Annotated in this window: 17 protein-coding genes; 8 read left to right on the top strand and 9 right to left on the bottom strand. The window is 58.4% G+C overall.

Annotation, left to right across the window (positions count from 1 at the left end; translation table 11 throughout):
* Window positions 1-25: 25 nt before the first annotated feature.
* From ACVDG9_RS19055 to ACVDG9_RS19030, 6 genes are all read left to right on the top strand, one after another.
* Window positions 26-1,066, top strand: coding sequence for an ABC transporter ATP-binding protein (locus ACVDG9_RS19055; RefSeq protein WP_206906868.1), 1,041 nt, complete (start codon window positions 26-28; stop codon window positions 1,064-1,066).
* Window positions 1,063-2,745 carry an ABC transporter permease subunit gene (locus ACVDG9_RS19050; RefSeq protein ID WP_022998040.1) on the top strand — a complete coding sequence of 561 codons (1,683 nt, stop codon included), beginning with the start codon at window positions 1,063-1,065 and terminating at the stop codon, window positions 2,743-2,745. The genes ACVDG9_RS19055 and ACVDG9_RS19050 overlap by 4 nt, the downstream gene beginning before the upstream one ends.
* Window positions 2,745-3,497, top strand: a complete 753-nt coding sequence (locus tag ACVDG9_RS19045; RefSeq protein WP_075282524.1) for a DeoR/GlpR family DNA-binding transcription regulator — start codon at window positions 2,745-2,747, stop codon at window positions 3,495-3,497. Before ACVDG9_RS19050 ends, ACVDG9_RS19045 begins: the two co-directional genes overlap by 1 nt.
* A 476-nt stretch (window positions 3,498-3,973) precedes the next feature.
* Window positions 3,974-7,015, top strand: a complete 3,042-nt coding sequence (locus ACVDG9_RS19040) for a hybrid sensor histidine kinase/response regulator (protein ID WP_447238719.1) — start codon at window positions 3,974-3,976, stop codon at window positions 7,013-7,015.
* Entirely contained in the window at window positions 7,012-7,728 is a 717-nt protein-coding gene (locus tag ACVDG9_RS19035; protein ID WP_062487705.1) for a response regulator, read from the top strand. Before ACVDG9_RS19040 ends, ACVDG9_RS19035 begins: the two co-directional genes overlap by 4 nt.
* A 481-nt stretch (window positions 7,729-8,209) precedes the next feature.
* Window positions 8,210-8,431 carry a hypothetical protein gene (locus tag ACVDG9_RS19030; protein WP_062487708.1) on the top strand — a complete coding sequence of 74 codons (222 nt, stop codon included), beginning with the start codon at window positions 8,210-8,212 and terminating at the stop codon, window positions 8,429-8,431.
* Window positions 8,432-8,591: 160 nt separating this feature from the next.
* On the opposite strand, the gene ACVDG9_RS19025 is transcribed toward ACVDG9_RS19030, so the two are convergent.
* From ACVDG9_RS19025 to ACVDG9_RS19015, 3 genes are all read right to left on the bottom strand, one after another.
* Window positions 8,592-8,888 carry a hypothetical protein gene (locus ACVDG9_RS19025; protein WP_447238718.1) on the bottom strand — a complete coding sequence of 99 codons (297 nt, stop codon included), beginning with the start codon at window positions 8,886-8,888 and terminating at the stop codon, window positions 8,592-8,594.
* Window positions 8,889-8,921: 33 nt separating this feature from the next.
* Window positions 8,922-10,355, bottom strand: a complete 1,434-nt coding sequence (locus tag ACVDG9_RS19020) for a glyceraldehyde-3-phosphate dehydrogenase (protein ID WP_055655809.1) — start codon at window positions 10,353-10,355, stop codon at window positions 8,922-8,924.
* Window positions 10,356-10,727: 372 nt separating this feature from the next.
* On the bottom strand, window positions 10,728-12,335 hold the full coding sequence (locus ACVDG9_RS19015) for a winged helix-turn-helix domain-containing tetratricopeptide repeat protein (RefSeq protein WP_447238717.1): 1,608 nt from the start codon (window positions 12,333-12,335) through the stop codon (window positions 10,728-10,730).
* 149 nt (window positions 12,336-12,484) lie between these two features.
* Between ACVDG9_RS19015 and ACVDG9_RS19010 the strand changes: the two genes are divergently transcribed.
* Entirely contained in the window at window positions 12,485-12,709 is a 225-nt protein-coding gene (locus ACVDG9_RS19010; RefSeq protein ID WP_022998030.1) for a tautomerase family protein, read from the top strand.
* A gap of 130 nt (window positions 12,710-12,839) precedes the next feature.
* Here the strand turns inward: ACVDG9_RS19010 and ACVDG9_RS19005 are convergent, their stop codons facing one another.
* From ACVDG9_RS19005 to ACVDG9_RS18985, 5 genes are all read right to left on the bottom strand, one after another.
* On the bottom strand, window positions 12,840-13,661 hold the full coding sequence (locus tag ACVDG9_RS19005; protein WP_447238716.1) for a hypothetical protein: 822 nt from the start codon (window positions 13,659-13,661) through the stop codon (window positions 12,840-12,842).
* A gap of 80 nt (window positions 13,662-13,741) precedes the next feature.
* Window positions 13,742-14,542: a hypothetical protein gene (locus ACVDG9_RS19000; protein WP_447238715.1), complete on the bottom strand. Its 801-nt coding sequence runs from the start codon at window positions 14,540-14,542 to the stop codon at window positions 13,742-13,744.
* Between the two features lie 16 nt (window positions 14,543-14,558).
* Window positions 14,559-15,056 carry a hypothetical protein gene (locus ACVDG9_RS18995; RefSeq protein ID WP_447238714.1) on the bottom strand — a complete coding sequence of 166 codons (498 nt, stop codon included), beginning with the start codon at window positions 15,054-15,056 and terminating at the stop codon, window positions 14,559-14,561.
* A 223-nt stretch (window positions 15,057-15,279) separates the two neighbouring features.
* Window positions 15,280-16,659 (bottom strand): tetratricopeptide repeat protein, encoded by a 1,380-nt coding sequence (locus ACVDG9_RS18990; protein WP_447238713.1) that lies wholly within the window; start codon window positions 16,657-16,659, stop codon window positions 15,280-15,282.
* 22 nt (window positions 16,660-16,681) lie between these two features.
* Complete coding sequence (locus ACVDG9_RS18985) at window positions 16,682-17,449, bottom strand: FkbM family methyltransferase (RefSeq protein ID WP_447238712.1); 768 nt, start codon at window positions 17,447-17,449, stop codon at window positions 16,682-16,684.
* Between the two features lie 173 nt (window positions 17,450-17,622).
* Between ACVDG9_RS18985 and ACVDG9_RS18980 the strand changes: the two genes are divergently transcribed.
* Window positions 17,623-18,456: an FkbM family methyltransferase gene (locus ACVDG9_RS18980; protein ID WP_447238711.1), complete on the top strand. Its 834-nt coding sequence runs from the start codon at window positions 17,623-17,625 to the stop codon at window positions 18,454-18,456.
* Here ACVDG9_RS18980 and ACVDG9_RS18975 read toward each other — a convergent pair.
* Window positions 18,391-18,852 carry a DUF6165 family protein gene (locus tag ACVDG9_RS18975; protein WP_228871891.1) on the bottom strand — a complete coding sequence of 154 codons (462 nt, stop codon included), beginning with the start codon at window positions 18,850-18,852 and terminating at the stop codon, window positions 18,391-18,393. The genes ACVDG9_RS18980 and ACVDG9_RS18975 overlap by 66 nt on opposite strands.
* Between the last annotated feature and the right edge of the window lie 79 nt (window positions 18,853-18,931).

Genomic DNA, 18,931 nt, shown 5'->3' with positions numbered 1-18,931 from the left:
ACCTTTGACAGGAGACCGATCCGCCGTGTACTTGACCGTCCGTAACGCCACCAAGACCTTCGGGGCCTTCAAAGCGCTCGACAATGTCTCGATCGAGATCGATCGACGGGAATTCGTTTGCCTGCTGGGTCCGTCCGGCTGTGGCAAGACGACACTCCTGCGGCTGATCGCCGGCCTGACGGAGCTGAACAGCGGCGAAATCCTTCTGGAGGGGACTGCGCTTTCGAACCTTCCCGCACGCAAGCGAGGCTTCGGGATCGTCTTCCAGTCCTACTCGCTCTTTCCCAACATGACAGTGGCCGAAAACATCGGTTACGGGCAGAAGATCCGTGGCACCCCGCGGTCGGAGATTTCACGGCGTGTGGCGGAACTTCTGGAGCTGGTGAAACTGCCGCAGGTCGCCGGCAAGTTTCCCGGTCAGCTGTCCGGCGGACAGCAGCAGAGGATCGCGTTGGCACGGGCAATCGCCGTCGACCCGCGCGTCTTGCTGCTGGACGAACCGCTTTCGGCGCTTGACGCGAAGGTCCGGGCTGAACTGCGAGACGAAATCCGCCATGTTCAGCGTTCGCTCGGCATTCCAACCCTGATGGTGACACATGACCAGGAAGAGGCGCTGGCGCTGGCGGACAAGATCATCTGCATGAACCATGGTGTCGTGGTGCAGGCCGGGACGCCGGAAGACCTCTACCATCGACCGGCGACGCGCTTTGTGGCGGACTTCATGGGGATCAGCAATCTCGTTTCTGCTGCCCCGATCCGGCGTGAATACCCGGATCTGATGGCAAAGTGGCCGGGGGGATCGGGGACGGAGCATGTTGCCTGCATTCGCCCTGAACAGATCAGTCTGACCCCGGCGCGGGACGGCAACGCCACGGTGCGCAGCATCAGTTTCCTTGGCAATCTCAGACGGCTTGAGGTCGATAGCGCAATCGGCCCGCTGGTTGTCGAGACCCATGGGTATAATTCCTGTCACGAGGGCGAACGCGTGAACCTGAGCATTCCACCGGAAGCCTGCACCTGGGTGGCTGACGACATGGCCCACCAGCCTGCCGAGACCGCCGCATGAGCGGTGTGGAAACGATGACCACGCCAGCGCGCAAACAACTGGATGCGGACCGGCTGCTCACACTTGTTTGCGTTGGGCTGCCGCTGATTGGGCTCGTCCTCTTCTTTCTCTACCCGATGGTGATCGTGTTCCTGCGTTCCCTGACGGTTGACGATGGTTACGGGTTTGCCAACTACACGAGGGTTCTGGGGTCGACGGGGTTCTGGCGTGCGACCGAACATTCCCTGATCATGGGGGCTGCCACCACAGTTCTCAGCGTCTTCCTTGGTTTCATCATCGCGCATGGGCTCTATCGCTGCGCTTTCCGGGGCAAGTGGCTGATCCGCGGCGTGATCGTCCTGCCGCTGCTCGCCCCCTCGCTCGTGCAGGCGCTCGGGCTGATCTTCCTTCTGGGACGCAACGGCGTCATCAGCCGTGCTCTGGGTGTCGAGATCGAAATCTACGGCTTCTGGGGGCTGTTGATCGCCAACACTCTTTATGCCTTGCCGCAGGCGGTGATGATTATCGGCGCGGCCCTGGTCCTGCTGGACGCGCGTGTTTACGAAGCTGCGGAAGTCATGGGCGCTTCGCCGTCACGCCAGTTTCGCGACCTGACCTTGCCCGCGGCGCGCTTCGGGATCCTCAACGCGGCTTTCGTCTGCTTCACAATCACGATCACCGATTTCGGCAACGCGGCGGTGATCGGCGGGGACTACTCGGTTCTGGCGACCGAAATCTACTCTCAAGTGGTCGGCCAGCGGAATTTCAACATGGGAGCTGTCGTCGGCATCATGCTGTTGTTGCCGACGGTGGTTTCCTATGCCATCGAGCGTCAGGCAATGAAGCGGCAACAGGTCGGACAGATGGCCGGCCAGGTGCCGTATCGGCCCTCCTTCGCACCCGTGCGCGACCCGGTCATGGCGTTCCTGTCGCTTCTGGTCTGCACCGGCATCGTCGCGGTTATCGGCATTGTCGTCTACGCAAGCTTTGTCACCCTGTGGCCCTACAACATGGCGCTGTCGTTCAAGCACTACGACATCACATTGGCCGGGGGGTATTCCTCGCTCTGGATGACCATCGTGATATCGCTCATGGCGGCGTCGGGTGGCACGCTTGCGGTCTTCCTCCTGTGCCTTGGGCTGCGCCGCCTTCCGCGCAGCGTGGCCCAACCCATCCAGATGCTGGCCGCCATGCCGGCCGCAGTGCCCGGGATGGTCCTGGGGCTTGCCTATATCCTGACTTTCAATTCAACCGCGACGCCGCTCTACCTTCTCTATGGGACGGCGGCCCTCATCGCGATCATCAACTTCTACCACTACCACACGCAGGGTTTTCTGACGGTGATGACCGGTTTTCGCCAGTTGCCCCGGGCGCTCGAGGAAGCTGCAGACAGTCTTGGAGCTGGAATGGCAAGGACGGCCGTTGATATCGTCGCGCCGTTCATCGCCCCAATGCTCGTTTCGGTGTTCTTTTTCCTGTTCATGCGGTCCATGGTAACCCTGTCGGCAGTCGTCTTCCTCACCACTCCTGACCTGAGCGTGGCGGCTGTCACCATCATGCGGCTGGACGATGCCGGTCTGACTTCGCAGGCGGCAGCCTTTTCCACCTGCGTGATGGCGGTCGTGTGTATTGCGCTTTTGAGCATGAAGGGAACGCTGGTGCTGATGGGACGAGGCAACCGGAGCAAGGTGCGGACCTGATGTGGGCGAAAGAACGTCACCGGCTCATTCTGTCCATGCTGAGTGCGAGCCAGCAGGTGAGCGCCAACGATCTTGCGCAGATGCTGAACGTCTCTCGCGAGACGGTGCGACGCGATTTGCTGGACCTCGAAGAGTCTGGACAGGTCAGCCGCGTCCATGGCGGCGCGGTCTTGCCCGAGCCGCGTTCCGAGGAGCCCTTCCGCCAACGGATGACGACGCAGATCCGGGCAAAGTCGGAGATTGCCCGCAAGGCTGCCGGACTGATCCAGCCCGGACAGACGATCCTTGTGGACGCGGGCACCACTACGGCCCTGTTTGCCCGCGAACTGGCCAAGCTGTCGGATCTGTCGGTGATCACCAACTCGATTGATATTGCCACCACGCTGCAAGGGGCTGGCAAGGATGTGCTGCTGCTCGGTGGACGGATGGCGGCCGACGTCCCTTCGACGGTCGGCGAACTCACCCTGTCTGAAATCCGCCGTTTCCGTGTCGACCTGTGCTTTTCGGCTCCGGTTGGGGTGCATCCGGTCAAGGGTGCGTTCTTCTACGACCTGCAGGAGGCCGAAATCTCCAAAGCCATGGCGGCACAGGCGCAGCAGACGGTTATTCTGGCCGACCAGAGCAAGCTTGGAAAAACCAGCAGGGTTCAGGCCTTGGAGACCGGAGAGATCGGCAGGCTTGTGACAAACAGGGCAGCAACTGAAGAGCAGGTAGCGGCCTTCCGCCAAGCGGCCATAGACGTAATGGCTTGAGACGCGAAAACCGCTCGATAGACAGGACCCGATTGCACAACGCGGTACAGATTTTCTGCACTCGCGCCTGGTTGGGCAAACTGAAGCGTCTATTCAATGTCGTCTTTGTTCAGCTCTGATGGAGGGAACGGCCATAGCGACATGGGGGATCGGCACCCGCATCACGTTGCCGCTCCGCCCCATTCATCCCCAGCCTGCGTTACTCCCGACCAGATATCGACAGCCTTGATATCGAAAGCCCATGGTTTCAGCTTTCCGGCTCCATCCGTTTTCAGGCCCTCAATGGAGGGGGGAAAGTTCCAAATGGGTCGGCCAGGCCGGACAACGGGCAATGTTCCATCCCGGTTTGCGGGCCCTCGACGCTTGCGACATGATACAATTGATACAAACGGCAAGGCCAAACTGAAAAGAAGCTTACGTAGAAATGAGGTCCGGCCTGCCGCTCTTGCCGAGGCGTTGATACAAAGTGAGATCCAATGTTGCTTCAAGACGGAGCGAGTGCTTCTGAAAGTGAAGCCGATAGAAACCGGATCCAGCTGCTCATGGAAGAAGCTGTCGAGGCGCTGAGCGATGGCTTCGTGCTCTACGACAGTGACAGAAGGCTCGTTTTCGCAAACAAACGCTATGCGGAGATGCTGGGTCCGCACAAGGATCTGCTTGTTCCCGGCGCGCGGCTCGACGACATCGTCGGCAGTGCTGTCGGCAGTGGGCACATTTCCTTCGTTCGCAGCCCTGAAGGCGGTTTGCCTGGTGTCCTGGATACCTTGGCGGCCAGGGGAAAACTGAAGATCGAGATCAAGGTTGCCGACGGCAGCCAGCACAAGATCTATCTCAAGCATCTGAAAGACGGCAGCATTGTCGTGAAGGTTCGCGACATCACGGAACAGCGGACCGCAGAGGCGCGTGCAAGAGAGATCCTTTACGGCGCGGTTGATGCCGTCGACGTTGGTATCGCGCTCGTCGATGATGATGACCGGCTGGTGTTTGCCAACAAGAAGTTTCGGGAGATTGGCGACCCGGACGGGACGCTTTTCGTTCCTGGCCGTGCGATGCGCGACATCCACGCCGAGGCCATAGCATGTGGCCTGATCCCGCTTCCGGGGGGCATGAAACCCGCCGAAATGCTCGATGAGCTGGATCGGCTTATACGCCTTGCCATCAAGGGGTATCCGATACCCAACAATCAGAACAGGGAACTGGTCGGCAGCGCCTACGAGACAAATCTGAAAGGACGGCTGCTCACGATTGAAGACGTCACGGATCGCGTCAGGGCGGAGCGGCGCTTTACGACCGCGGTTGAACGGTTGCCGGTTGGCATCGCCTTTGAAGGGCCGGACGGGCAGTTCACGCATTGCAATGATGCGTTTGCAGCGCCCTTTCACCTGACCGCGGCCGAAATTCTAAAGCTGTCGGATATTGAGCGGATCGACTTGCTGGCACCGCAGATATCGATGGTTGCCGGTCAGGTAGTAGGTGACCGCGCGGCTGAGCTATTCACCGCTGCGGTGAAGCAGCAGCGCGAGACGCTGGAACCCATGGAGGTTCGCTTCTGGGATGGCCGGCACTATCGTGTCGAGCGAGCCATCTCCGAACACAACAGCCGCGTTGTCGTGGTCACCGACATCACCGCCTTGAAAGAAACCGAGGCCAGAAGCCTGGCCACCCTGAATGATGCCATTCAATCTCTTGATGAGGGGTTGGTGCTCTTCGACAAGAGCCTCAATTTCGTGCTCGGAAACCGGCTCTGGTACGAAATGTACTTCAGTGAACTGGCACCGCCCGTTGCCGGGGAGAACATTCTCACCATCCTGGGCCGGTTGATCGACAACGGCATCGTTCTTGTTCCCGAGGGCGAAGACAAGACGTCCTATATGTGCGAGCTGACGCTTCTGGTGAAATCCTACCAGAAGAAGCAGGCCATCCATCTTGCCGGTGGACGTATTCTGCTGGCGTCAGCCCACAGAACCGAACTGGACGGGTACCTCGTCTCCTTTATCGACGTGACCGAGCAGCGACGTGCCGAGGAGGAGCAGCGCGAGGCGGATCTGCTTCTGCACAAGATCGTGGAGGCCTGCCCGGCAAACTTTCTCGTCTCCCGCATCGAAGATGGAAAAATCATCTACTGCCCGCCCGCTTCACGAGAGCGGTTCGGCGATATCGACACGACCCTCAATTTCTTTTTGAAGCCGGAGGATCGGGAGCGGTATCTGGAAGCGCTCTTGCCGACGGGAACACTTGATGATTACCGGGTTCAGTTCCGCAGGGCCGATGGCTCAATCATGGAAGGCATCACCGCCGCCCGCGTGACCGACTACAAGGGCGAGAATGTCATCGTGTCCTCCACGAGGGACATTTCGGACCTTCTGGCCATGCAGGAGGAATTGCAGAAACAGCGTGACATTGCCCACCAGAACGAAAAACTGTCCGCCCTGGGTGAGCTGCTTGCCGGTGTCGCGCACGAACTCAACAATCCCCTTTCCATCGTTACCGGTTACGCCCAGATGCTTCAGGGAAAGCTCAAGGACCCGGTTCTGGAAAAGCGCATCGACCGCATCGCGGAGGCTGCCGACAGAAGCGCGCGGATCGTCAGGGCTTTCCTGTCCATGGCGCGCCAGCGACCGGCAAATCTGGAACCGTGTACGCTGAACGAAATCGCCTCGGTTGCCCTTGATCTTGCCGGCTACGGGCTGCGCTCCAACGGAGCCAGGATTGAGACGGAGTTTGATGAGGATCTTCCGTCAATCCTCGGCGATACGGACCAGCTGGTCCAGGTCGTTACGAACCTCATTATCAATGCGGAACACGCCCTTTCGCCGCTTGGTGAGGAAGCGGTGCTTCTGCTGCGGACGTTCCACGACGGAAGAGACGGCCAGGCAGTCCTTGAAGTCCGGGACAATGGTCCGGGGATGACGAAGGAAATCAGGGACCGCATCTTCGAGCCGTTTTTCACGACAAAAGACGTGGGTGAGGGGACGGGTGTCGGCCTGGCATTCTGTCACCGGGTTGTCGACACCCATGAAGGCACTCTCGAAGTCAGTTCATCCGTTGGCAAGGGGACGAGTTTCTTCGTGCGGCTGCCCGCAATGGAAACAGAGGCTTCAACTGACACCTCGCAGGCCCAGCCAGGCGGAACGCATCATCGCAAACGGGTGTTGGTCGTTGATGACGATGTCGCGGTCAGCGAACTCGTTTGTGACCTGCTTGCAGATCTCGGATGCCAGGCAATACAGGAAACCAGCGCACGCAAGGCTCTTGCGCGCTTGTCTCACACATCCGTCGATCTGATTATCAGCGACTACAAGATGCCGGGCATGGACGGTGCCGCATTTTACAACAGCCTGATCGGGTTATCGCCCGGTTACAAGGATCGTATCGCCTTCATGACGGGCGATGCCATGGGGAAGTCCGTTCAGACATTTCTGATCGAAAGCGAGCGACCCTACATTGAAAAGCCCATTTCCAAGAAGGATCTGGCTTGTTTGTTAAATCAACTGGACAGCAGGAAAAACACATCATGAGCGGGGCTCCGGGTGCGAAGCAAATTTTGGTCTGTGACGACGAACCTCATCTTCGCGAAATGGTTGCCGAGTATCTCGCCGAGCGCGGCTATGACGTTGTTGAAGCGCCGAACGCCAACGACATGAAACGGCTTCTGGAGAGCCTGGAACCGGCGCTGATCATTCTGGACGTGAACATGCCTGGTACGGATGGTCTGACCGCGTTGCGTGACCTTCGAACCACCTCGACCGTGCCGGTGATCATGCTGACCGCAGCAAGTGATGTGATCGACCGCGTCGTGGGGCTGGAAATGGGAGCCGACGATTATGTCGGCAAACCTGTCGACCTGCGCGAACTGGAGGCCCGGATCAAAGCCGCACTGAGGCGCAGAAGTTTTGACGAGACAAGTGCGCAGCAGAAGGATCGGCAAGCAGGCACAGTTCCCTTTGGCACCTGCCGTCTGGATCTGGACGGGGCGAGGCTGATCGGTGGCGACGGTCAGGAAATTGCGATTACGTCCATGGAGTATCAGCTGCTCAGGGTGTTCGTTGAGAACCGTGGACGCGTGCTCAACCGCGACCAGTTGCTGGAACAGGCACACGACAAGGGCTGGGAACCTTTCGATCGTTCGATCGATCTGCGTATTTCAAGGCTGCGCCGCAAGATAGAACTCAATCCCACAAAACCCGAGACCATCAGAACGGTCCGTGGGTTGGGCTACGTCTTCGATTAAGTGCTCTTCCCGGCGACCCGGGAAACCCCTTAAGCTGTGATACCTGCCGCAAATTCCAGTTCGTCGAAGCCGGAATTTGCGTCCTGTTGGTCAGCATCCCGGCTTTTTGGCGCATCAGTCCAGCCCCAGATCCGCGCTGTCTCTTCGAGAACGGTAACAATTGTACCTTTGGTGTGTGCAGGGGCGGGATTTTTGATACCGGGCGGATATGGGAAAACGCTTTCCCCGGCGCGTGGTCCGGCTTTCCAAGTTTTTTCAAAAGATGTTTTTCTTCAGTCGTTTACACAGGTCTTGTCTGGGGTGTTGTCGCCCAGCTCAATGCCCGTTCAGACCTCGCATTTGAAACAATGTGTCGGATATTTCAGTGGGGCGAACGCCCGGATACAATTGAAACACCCGGTGAAACGAGGCTGAAAAGAAAGGTTCCCATCTTTGGTGTGTCGGCAAGGTCGCCGACGCCAAAACCAAATGGAGAACTACTATGATGAAAACCACTTCTTTCGCACTGGCTGCTGTCATGTCCACGTTCCTGATCCAGGCAACGCCTGCTTCCGCTGGCCAGAGCTGCTGGGGACTTGAAGGTCAGGCGCTTCAGGATTGCATCGACAATCTTGTCGACGAACTTGGCAAGATCGGTCACGAAAGCAATTCCGATACGCAGACAGTGAAGATCAAGAAATCTTCCCGCCAGAAATCTCGTTGAGGCCTAACCTCGACCGGAACTGACAACCAGAAACCCTCGGCGTGAACAAGACGCCATAAGGGTCACCTCTCCTGCGGTGCAATTCGACTGGCATTGATGTGTTTTGGCTTGCTTGCCAGGTTTTACCCATCAATCCGTTGAATTGCCCGCAGACAGGTTTTCAAGAAGAAGACATCTGAAACGGCCGGTTGGCTCCCTTCAGGCAAGCTCTCTTCTCCAGGCGTTTTGAAATTTCTACGCCTTTTTTTGAATGCCTGCTTTTACCACCTAGCCCAAACTGTCGAGCAACCGATTTCAAGGCGCGGCGCTGACTGACTTGTTCGGTTTTCGGTCCGGCGCTCTGCAACAGCCGGCAGTGATCATCAAACCAGGAAATGGCACCTCTTCCTGAGCATTGATGGGGCAAAAGCGCTTCGCGCAGCTTCACGGCAAAAGTCAATGGAAGGGGCCAAGACATGGCTTAGGCCCCTCCTGTTCTTTAACGGTAGTGTTATGCAGGGACAGACGGGTACTTCATGCCCGCAACTTCCTGCATCAGGCGGATCACCTGTGTGCTGTAGCCCGCCTCGTTGTCATACCAGACGTAAAGGACCAGCCGGTCGCCGTCGACGATAGTTGCCTGGCTGTCGACCACACCGGCATGGGTGGAGCCGACGAGGTCGGAGGAAACCAGTTCGGTCGAGGCTGTGTAGTCGATCTGGTCCTGCATCGGCGACTGCACCGAAATCCCGCGCAGGTAATTGTTCATTTCCTCGGCCGTCGTCTCGCGCTTGAGGTTCAGGTTGAGGATGGCCATGGAGACGTTGGGGATCGGCACCCGCACCGCGTTGCCGGTCAGCTTGCCCTTCATTTCCGGCAGGCACTTTGCGACCGCGCTGGCCGCACCCGTGCTCGTCAACACCATGTTCAGGGGCGCGGACCGGCCACGACGATCCCCGCTGTGGTAGTTGTCGATCAGGTTCTGGTCGTTGGTGAAGGCGTGGATGGTTTCCACGTGGCCGTTCTCGATCCCGAACTCGTCGTTGATCACCTTCAGCACAGGCGTGATGGCGTTGGTGGTGCAGGAGGCGGCGCTCAGGATCCTGTCGTCCGCCGAGATGTCGCCATGGTTCACGCCATAGACGATATTCTTGATGCTTCCCTTGCCCGGCGCGGTCAGGATCACCTTCGCTGCGCCCGGGCACTTCAGGTGCTGGCCAAGACCATCCTCGTCGCGCCAGATGCCAGTGTTGTCGACCACCAGCGCATTGCGGATGCCGTATTTTGTGTAGTCGACCTCGGCAGGAGAGTTGGCGTAGATCACCTGGATGTAGTTGCCGTTGGCGATGATCGCATTCTGCTCTTCGTCAACGGTGATGGATCCGCTGAAAGCGCCGTGGACGGAGTCCCGTCGCAGCAGGCTGGAGCGTTTCTTCAGGTCGCCGGCCTTGCCGCCGCGCACGACAATCGCGCGCAGGCGCATCTTGTTGCCGGCACCGACGCGTTCGATCAGCATGCGGGCAAGAAGGCGTCCAATGCGCCCGAAGCCATAGAGAACGACATCCTGGGGTTCCTGCAGGATTGATGTCTTGCCGGTGTTGATGCTGGCGAGCTGCTTCTCGAGGAAGCTCTTAACGTCGCCGCCTTCTTCCATGTAGCCGTGGCACAGCTTGCCGAGGTCGACGCGCGAGGCGGCCAGGTCCATCTCCAGCATTGCCTTGACGATTTCAAGGCTCTTGGTGACGTCCAGTTCCTGCCCGGTGATCTGCAGGGCATAGCGGTGTGCCTTGAGGATCTCGATGGCGGAGTTGTTCAGAAGACGCCGACCGAAAATCCGGATGTTGATGCCGTAGTCACGGTAGAGATGCCCAACCAGCGGGATCATCTGCTCGGCAGCGGACTGTTGTTCCTTCCAGTTGTCGAAGTGGTTATCCATGGCCGCCATACACAAAACTCCCTTATGGTCTTTCCAACGCGCTGAGTGGCAAGTCTTTGTCCTGCGCACGGTCTTTAGCTCTTGTGGAAACGTAATGTCCATAAGCAGTTTGAAGACTAATCGATTGAAATTTGGGGAGGGTGCTTTTGGTCGCATCCAGGCCGCTGGAAGCGTTACATCTGGAACCTTGCAAGTGCAGATAATCAACTCGCAGAGACTTGGTTTGAACGCAGAAGTGCAGAGCAAAACCTGGTAATTCACGCCCGTCGACGGCATTTGCTGTTGAATTCGGACTGCGGTTTCAAGCAGACATCGGGCGTCAGGCAAGTCCTGTGTTGATGACGTATCGGCTTCCCGAAGTCATGGGGTCCCGAAGCCTTTTCACACCCCGAGTTCACGCAGGCCTTTCTCTATCGTTTCGCGAGCGCCGTTTTCGGCAAACGGGAAGGACGCGAAGAAGACTTCCGAACTGATTTCAGGATCTGCCTGTCTCGCCCGGGCCAGCCATTGCCGGGCTTCTGCATTCTTGCCGACCAGGTGTGATGTCAGGGCCGCGATCAGCGAGATATGCTTGTGCGCACCAGGCATCTGCGCTGCTTTCACGGCAAGCTCCGCCGCCCTGTCTCTGTCGCCCAGTTGCAATTGAACCAGCGCACGCGCCGACACCATGCCATAGGCGAGCGGGTCGAGCGGGCTGAGGTCCAGCGCCAGAGCAAGATCTGCATCGGCCTGCGCTGCCTGACCTGCCATCACGCTCACCAGCCCGCGTGTATAGACACCCTGCGCGAAACTGGGGCTGAGGCTGGTTGCCCGGTCAAACCAGGCGATTGAATCTTCCAGCCGGCCATCGAGCCAGGAACACCGCCCGGCATTGAAGTGAGCAAAAGGATCGAGCCTGTCGGTCTCCACCGCCTGCTGCGCCAATGCGCGAGCCTTTTCGACCTCGGCTTCGGGATCTTCCGCAAAGCGCATGAAGGCTGATTGAAAATGCGTGAAGGACAACCCGCCCATGGCGCCGGAGAAATAGGGATCGCGTTCCAGGGATCGTGTGAACAGTTCTGACGCACGGGCGTTGTCCTGCCGGTTGAACCGGTACATGTGATCCAGCCCCAGGTGAAAACAGGCCCATGCATCCAGTTCTCCCGGAGCGCGTCTGCGTGCGATGCGCACTTCGTTCTGCGGGATCTGAACCGCCAGACTGGCAACGACATGGCTTTCGATTTCCGGTCTGAGCTGCTGCAATTCGGACAGGCTGCCACGATAGTGTTCCGCCCAGATCGTGCCGCTGCTGGTCATGTCGATCAGCGAAACGCCGATCGTGACGCTTTCACCCGCAAGTTCGACCGTGCCGGTGAGCCCATAGCGAACGCCGAGTTGACGACCGGCGGACAGCGGGTCCACATCGGGTCCGCGAAAGCGGAAGCTCGATCCACGTGCGATAACAAACAGCCAGTGCAGGCGCGACAGATCCGCAATGATGTCGGCAGGCAGGGCATCGGCCACGATTTCGTGCTGGCCCGGTTCGCCAAAATACTGGAAGGGCAGGACGGCGATGGAGGGCCGCCCGTCGCGCGCGGTCTTCAGCGCTTCCTCAATTGCCGGGGCGGCTTGCTCCTCGGTTATCAGGCCTGAATGTGCCGGGGGTGCCTTTGCCTGGACACTGGAAACTTCGGTTTCCGCGACAAACCGGAACCCCTTGCCATGGATCGTTCGAATGACTTTCTGTGTGCTACCCTTGTCCCCGACAGCCTTGCGCGCAGCCTTGATCCGCGCTGCCACGGCGGTTTCGGAGACAATCCGTCCATCCCAGACATGCTCTATCAATTCGTCCTTGCTGACCATCCGGTCGCGGTTTTCGACCAGCAGCAAGAGGAGGGAGAGGACCTGCGGCTCGATCGCCACGCGTTCGCCATCACGGCGCAATTCGAAACGTGTACCGTCCAGTTCAAATCCGTCAAAGGTAAACACCAGGGCGTCGGCTTGCGGCACACGTTCCCCTTTCCCCGAAAGTCTTCATGAAAAGGTCAGTTATATTCATGTCCCCGTCAAGCATTGCCGCTGGGTAAGGCGTATCTCTTGTTCATCGGGAACGTCCGATGTTGCTTGGAAACACTGTTACTTGAACTAGGAGATATGAAATGCCGCTGGTTACGATCGATGTCATCAAGAACGTTTTCACCCCCGAACAGAAGCACCAGCTGATCGAAAAGGTGACCGAAGCCATGGTCGCCGTGGAAGGCGAAGCCATGCGCCCGGTCACCTGGGTCCGCATCATGGAAGTCGAGCAGGGTGATTGGGCCATTGGCGGTCAGCGCCTGGGCGCAGCGGACGTTCATGCCATGTCGGGCAAGAAAGTCGCCTGACGCTGCAAAAAGACTGTTGCAAGAAGGGCCGTGCCTTGTGGCGCGGCCTTTTGCGTTTTGCACGGAAGATGCCGGTAGGCGCTCATGCGCAATGAGACCCTTGCTTCCATGCTGAACGCATCACCTGCCGTCAAACCTTAAGCGAGGGAAAATCGTCCTGCAGCTTGTCGGAATACCTGCCTTCGAAGGTATGCAAGCCTGCGTGACGGATTTCGGTTTGGTAGTCCAGCCAGATGGTGCCGCCGCAACCGCGTACCCAGCGCAGGCTGAAGCTCTGGTCCTCATGCAGGAATAACCGACCGCTTGGCGTCGGAAGGTGGCCGAAGAAGTCGTAATACTCCATGTCGGCATGGGCGGGGATCAACGACATGTCGGGGTAGTTGGTGACGACACCACGTTCCACCATGGTTTCCGGCACCTTCCGGCTCAAGAGCGTCAGGCCCTGACCTCCAGCGGGAATGGAGATGAAACCATCCTGGTGCTCGGGGTGCCAGTCGGTGTTGTCATAGTCGCGAAGCTGGTGATTGTAGGTCATGCTGCGGGAAACGAGCTGTTCCATCGGGCTGCGCTCGGCTTCCGGCAGGGCGGTTTCCGCTTCAATCAGCTGCCGGAGCAGATCCCAGTTGTAATATTTCTGCGGGTAGGACGCGCTGACGAAATCGCCGCCGAAGGCGACCAGACGCCACACGGCCTCAGGCGTGAACTCCATGTCGGAGTCGAGCATCAGCATGTGGCTGAATTGCTTGTGGGCGAGGAATTTGCTCATAAGGTGGTTGCGGTTGATGACGAGGTTTGCAGCACCATAGGTTTCGAACGCAAACGGCAGTCCGTGGTGCTGAAACTCCTGCGTCAAAGCGATGAGGGAGCGAACCGTCGGCAGTTCGACCTGGCCGCGGGTCGGCATCGCAATCATGATGATGAGCGGTGTTGCTCCGTCGGCCTCATTCGCCATTTCCTGTTGCCTCTCTAAAGGTGATGCCGGGGCATGGATTCCGGGTGTCTCGGGTCAGGCGTCAGGACCTCGGCAGAGTTTCACCGGTTTCCTATGGTGCTTGCTTTCTTTGGAGTTACGAGTTGCGCCGGTCGCAGCTCTTCTGCTTCCTTGAACAGTGAAAAGGTCTGGTTCACATAGCCGACGACGCCATTGATCTGCTGCAGATAGGCTTGCAGCTCCGGAGTGTGTTCCGCTTCCACCAGCTGGATGGCCCGGGACTGGGGGTAGACTTCAAAAAGAACATAAAACAGCGGGTCTCCGCGGCGCAGGATGAGGGGAGCGGAGATATCGTGCCATTCGAACGCCCATGTCAGCGTTCTCGGCCAGACGTTGATCGGGAACCTTCCCGGTATCATCAGGCCGGGAAGCGAAGATTTCCCGACATGCTGAAACGGTGGCAACTGCGACATGTAGGTGGGTTCGTCCGCAACGAAGATATACGGCATGCGCATCTGCAGGATGGGGCGGTCGGGCGAGCGCCATTCTTCGCGCGGATGAAGGATGATCAGGTGAGCGAAGACATCGTCTCGAACCGAGGACATTGGCCCGTCGGCGTTCACGACCACGGGTTCACCGAAGTCGGTTTCGGCCATCTGAAGGGAAAGGTCGCAAGGGCATAGTACTTCGAAAAGCCGGCTTTCGAGCCCCAGGACCGCAGGGCAGGCTGTCACGGATTTGGCATGGGTTCGCTGGCGCGGGGCTGAGGGCTGTTTCAGCCTTTGCGGTGGCTTGTAGACCAGTTGGGATTCGTCGCCCGCCAGCAGCCAGCCGATCGTTGCCGGCCCGCTACCTTCAGTGTTTCCGCCGCTTGCATCGACGGTAACGTTGAAACTCAGCACGGGAGCACCGCCCTTGTTATCGCCGGAATTGTGCACTGATCCAGGGCGGAGCTGGGAGCCAGCGATTGAGGCTCTTGTCGAGATAAAGTCCGGTGACGGTATTGTAGGAAACGGTCACGGGCTGGCGGGTAAAGGGATCCGTGACTTGCCGCGTCTGAATTTGAGACACGCCGTAGCCCGGTGAGAAGACGGTATTTGCGTTTGGAACCCGTGACCCCGCGCGCCCCCCGTAGACGGTGTTCATCACCGCGCGCCGTGAGCCGGGATGTCCCGGGTGAATGGTGTTCATTCCCGGTCGGCGGTAGCCTGCGCCACCAGCATAGACGGTCTCCATAGCTGCCCGCCGGAAACCGGGATGGCCGGCATAGATGGTATTCATCGCAGGTCGGCGATGGCCGGGATGTCCAGCGTAGATGGTGTCCATCACCGGTCGGCGATAGCCTGGATGACCGGCATATATGGTGTCCATCACCGGTCGCCGCGCGCCCGGATGCCCTGCATAGATGGTGTCCATCGCAGGCCGTCCTTTGAACGGGGTATATCCTGCAGGGCCGGCGGTGAGGGTTTCGGAATGCATCTGTCCGGGCCGACTGCCCATGGAGCTGTCGGCTGACGGTCTTCTGCCTGCGCCCAGTTTTACGAGATCTTGATCGATCCCCGGTTTCTTTCGGTCAACCAAAGCTTATCCCTCAAGAACCAAATACTATAAAAGATTTAAGTGCTAAACTGACATAAAGTTACAAAATGCCTATGCTTTCCGCAACTCCTTTCAGAGCTTCGCCTACGTTCCTGACGACATTGCTCCAGTCACGCGGATGCTGTTGCCGGAAAAAACGCATTCCCGGATACCAGTCCGAACGATCTCCCTCAAAGCAGTGATACCAGTGGGGAAAAGTGTCTAGCAGCAGCCAGACCGGTGTGCCGATCGCCCCGGCAATATGTCCCACCGCACTATCGGTCATCACGATGACGTCCAGCGACTGGATCATGGCGGCGGTTTCGGCAAAATCGAAATCGTCGCAATCGATGACAAGATCACCCAACCCGCCTTCGATAAGCTGGCGATGGGGCGGCCCTTTCTGCAGGCTGTAGAGTTGAACGAAGGGCAGTTCGGCAAGTGGCAGAAAATCCGAGAGCTGCGCTGCCCGGTCCGCGTTGCCACCGTAGTCCACGTTTCCCGACCAGAGGATGCCGACACGAAGCGGTGCTCTCGCCCTTGCAAGCAAGGCGTCTCGCCTTCCTGCAAACGCCGGATCGCACTTCAGGCGCGGAGGTGGGTAACGGGACGGATCATCGACACCAAGCAGATAAGGCAGTGACAGAAGCGAGATCTGATACTCGCAGCCATACCCAGGGAGCTCTTCAGCATTCTCGACCCAGATGTCGACACCTTGAAGGTTCTGCAAGAGGTGCGACAGGGCCGGGGGACACAGGAAATGGACGCTTGCGCCGGCAGCCTTCAAACCTGGCAGAAACCGAGCTGCCCAGATGATGTCGCCGTGCCCACCCTCGGGCAGAACCAGGAATTTCCTCTCCGCTGGCGGAGATCCGTCCCAGAAGGGCAGGTGGTGAACGGCGGCCGGAGTGATGCCGGCGCCGAAGCGATGCTCCCAAAGCGGCCAGCCACGCCGATAGTCCCTTTGCCCCAGAGCCAGCCAGGAGGCTTCGATAGCTGAACCGGCATCGTCCGGATCGTCGCGCAAGAGCCTCTGAAAGATGTTGAATGCCTCGCCGTGCCTGCCTGATCTGGAGCGGGCGACTGCCAGGACATAGTCTATCTCAGGATCGTCGGGCTGCAGGTTTTTCAGCTGTTCTGCCACGGCCAAGGCATTTTCCGGGCGTCCGAGGCGCAGATAGTGCGCAGCAAGGCGGTGCAGGGCGACGATGCTTTGCGGCGTGATTGCAGCAGCCCGGGTAAGACAGGCGAGTGCAGCCGTATCCCGTTCCTCCAGAAGATGAACCTCCGCCTGCAACAGCCAGGCGTCCAAATGATCCGGAGCGAGCTTCAGGCAGGCATCGGCATAGGCAATCGCCGTGGCACATTGCTCCCGGCCGAAGCTTCGCAGCGCCATTTCGTACAAGTCATCTGCCGTCAGGGGGCCGGGGTCTCTGGTCATTTGGCCTGCTGTGCTGTCCCGTTCACGTTGCTCTGTAGACTTCGTCTATGCCGATAAACTCGATCACCTCGTATCCCTTTCCGGCCATGAAGGAGGGGATCTCGGGACTGTCAGTAATGTTCTCGATGGTCCACACTTCAACCGGGATGGTCTCGAAGGGAAACTCTTCCAGGACAGCCATCTCGCCGCCTTCAACGTCGAGAGACACATAATCGATACGCTCAATTCCCGCGTCTGCCAGTACCTCCCTGATCGAGCGGACCGGTATCTTTGCAATGCGCTCGTCGTGCTCGGGGTGCTGCCGGATCCTCTCCAGAAGGTCCGGAGCGATGTTTGCGAGCAGACCGCCGCTTTGGGTGTAGCCGGCTCGGATTTCCAGGAATTCCGCGAAAGGTGTCGGCGAGCCGACCGCAGCGTTGAGGCAGCTGCAGCCGCGAACGGACGTCGCCTTTGCAAAGTTTGCTGGTGACGGCTCAATCAAAAGCCCGGTCCAGCCAAGTTCCTTTTCGAAGAAAAGACTATTTGAACCAGTGAGCCCGTCATATCCGCCAAGTTCCAGGAAAACGCCGCCTGTACGGTGTTTCAGAACCTCGTCGTTCAGGAACTTGTCCTGGCCGGATTGGCTGAAATACTGCTGGTGCATGCCCAGGGCCTTTTCCACGACCCAGATCTCGTGCCGCAAGCCGCCCCGGCTCGGCCCGAAAACATGTTTCAGCTGATCGACAAGCGTTTCCCGGAGGTCTGTCAGGGCTTGCGGGGAATACTCGCTGTAGAATTCCGGCATGGTCATGAGGCAGTGAGGTCCTGGCTGATTTGAAATTGCTTTGAATTGAATGGTTCAAATCCATGCGAAAGTTACCTTAGGTTAATTCAGGGTACTGCCCAAATTCAAAGTCTTTGATGATCCCGCTGTAAGGGTTCGCAAGGAGCACGCACTGGAGATGGCGAAAGGTGACGCCGCGAATGAAAGACCAGACATCCGCATCCAGCCTGACCGAGGCATTTCTGGAGTGGTACATCGCCAACCGGCACAGTCCGGATCTGGCCGAGCTGAATGACTATCTGCTGAATGCCGCCTTGTCGGCGCGGGGCTACAACAATCTGGAGAGCGGCGAGACCTTCTTCGTGAAAGAGATCCTGGCCGCCACTGCACCGAGGCTCTGTATCGACGTCGGTGCGAATGTCGGCCGATACAGTCTTGATCTGTTGAACTACACGTCCGCCGACGTCATTGCCTTTGAGCCGCTGCTCTCAACGCATGGAGAGCTGGTGCGAAACACGCAGGCGTACGGCGACCGGATCGTTTGCGAAAACGTCGGCGTTGGTAACTTCGACGGCGAGGGGATACTGCATTTCGATGCAACGAACCCTGTTCTTGCCTCCTTCTCGCAGGAGGTGAAGAAGGTGAGTTATGTCACAAACGGGCAAACGGTGAAGGCGCGGGTGACGTCGCTTGATACCTATTGCAGGGTAGCCGGAATTACATCGGTAGATCTTATCAAGATCGACACGGAAGGCTTTGAGACCGAAGTGTTCGAAGGGGCTGCCAGGGTGTTTTCCGAAATCAGGCCGCGGTTCATCCAGATGGAGTTCAACTGGCACCAGATGTTCCGCAGCAGGACGCTGAACGACTTCGCGGAAATGCTTCCAGAATACGACGTCTATCAGTTGCTGCCGAACGGTTGGACGCGGCGGGAGCCGAGAGATCCATTGACGAATTTCTACCAGTTTTCAAACTTCGTGTTCGTCTTGAACGGACAAGGGGAGTTTCTGCAGACTGCTGACAGCGGCGTATGATTTTATCTCGACAATACGAGACCCGAGTTCCGTATTGATCTCCTGCTTCAGTGCCGCGCGTTTGTCATTCGTCTGGTATATGCGTCGTGCCAGATCCACGAAGCGGTCCTTGCAATCCTGCGATCGGTCGTAGTTGCGGATGTCGTCTTCGAAACTCCACAGACTTTCATTGAGGCTTTTCAACCGGGCCTTCCAGGTGTGGACTTGGCCCGTATCAGGCATGTGCCGGTCGTAAATCTCGCTGAGCGAAGCCAATTCGAAGCGGACGTGTTCCAGTTTCTCCGGAGCGGATATGCGGTCGGCCTTGATTTCAAGGATGGTGATCTTGTCGAGGAGTTCAGCCGGTGAAATTGGTATGTAGATCATCTCGACCAAGACACATGCCTTTATGTTCATCCCGCTGGTTTCAGAACTGTAGCATCAAGTCGCTGGTCCGTTAATTGGCGTGCTTGCAGAGCAGGGGCACAGAACCAGC

The organism is Roseibium sp. RP-7, assembly GCF_053005225.1.
The sequence above is the reverse complement of the archived record's forward strand: the minus strand, read 5'-3'. Positions and strand labels throughout refer to the sequence as shown.

Coding starts and splice junctions, on each gene's coding strand:
- ACVDG9_RS19050 (WP_022998040.1), top strand. CDS start 1,063: ATGAGCGGTGTGGAAACGATGACCACGCCAGCGCGCAAACAACTGGAT.
- ACVDG9_RS19045 (WP_075282524.1), top strand. CDS start 2,745: ATGTGGGCGAAAGAACGTCACCGGCTCATTCTGTCCATGCTGAGTGCG.
- ACVDG9_RS19040 (WP_447238719.1), top strand. CDS start 3,974: ATGTTGCTTCAAGACGGAGCGAGTGCTTCTGAAAGTGAAGCCGATAGA.
- ACVDG9_RS19035 (WP_062487705.1), top strand. CDS start 7,012: ATGAGCGGGGCTCCGGGTGCGAAGCAAATTTTGGTCTGTGACGACGAA.
- ACVDG9_RS19030 (WP_062487708.1), top strand. CDS start 8,210: ATGATGAAAACCACTTCTTTCGCACTGGCTGCTGTCATGTCCACGTTC.
- ACVDG9_RS19025 (WP_447238718.1), bottom strand. CDS start 8,888: ATGTCTTGGCCCCTTCCATTGACTTTTGCCGTGAAGCTGCGCGAAGCG.
- ACVDG9_RS19020 (WP_055655809.1), bottom strand. CDS start 10,355: ATGGCGGCCATGGATAACCACTTCGACAACTGGAAGGAACAACAGTCC.
- ACVDG9_RS19010 (WP_022998030.1), top strand. CDS start 12,485: ATGCCGCTGGTTACGATCGATGTCATCAAGAACGTTTTCACCCCCGAA.
- ACVDG9_RS19005 (WP_447238716.1), bottom strand. CDS start 13,661: ATGGCGAATGAGGCCGACGGAGCAACACCGCTCATCATCATGATTGCG.
- ACVDG9_RS18995 (WP_447238714.1), bottom strand. CDS start 15,056: ATGGACACCATCTATGCAGGGCATCCGGGCGCGCGGCGACCGGTGATG.
- ACVDG9_RS18990 (WP_447238713.1), bottom strand. CDS start 16,659: ATGACCAGAGACCCCGGCCCCCTGACGGCAGATGACTTGTACGAAATG.
- ACVDG9_RS18985 (WP_447238712.1), bottom strand. CDS start 17,449: ATGACCATGCCGGAATTCTACAGCGAGTATTCCCCGCAAGCCCTGACA.
- ACVDG9_RS18980 (WP_447238711.1), top strand. CDS start 17,623: ATGAAAGACCAGACATCCGCATCCAGCCTGACCGAGGCATTTCTGGAG.
- ACVDG9_RS18975 (WP_228871891.1), bottom strand. CDS start 18,852: ATGAACATAAAGGCATGTGTCTTGGTCGAGATGATCTACATACCAATT.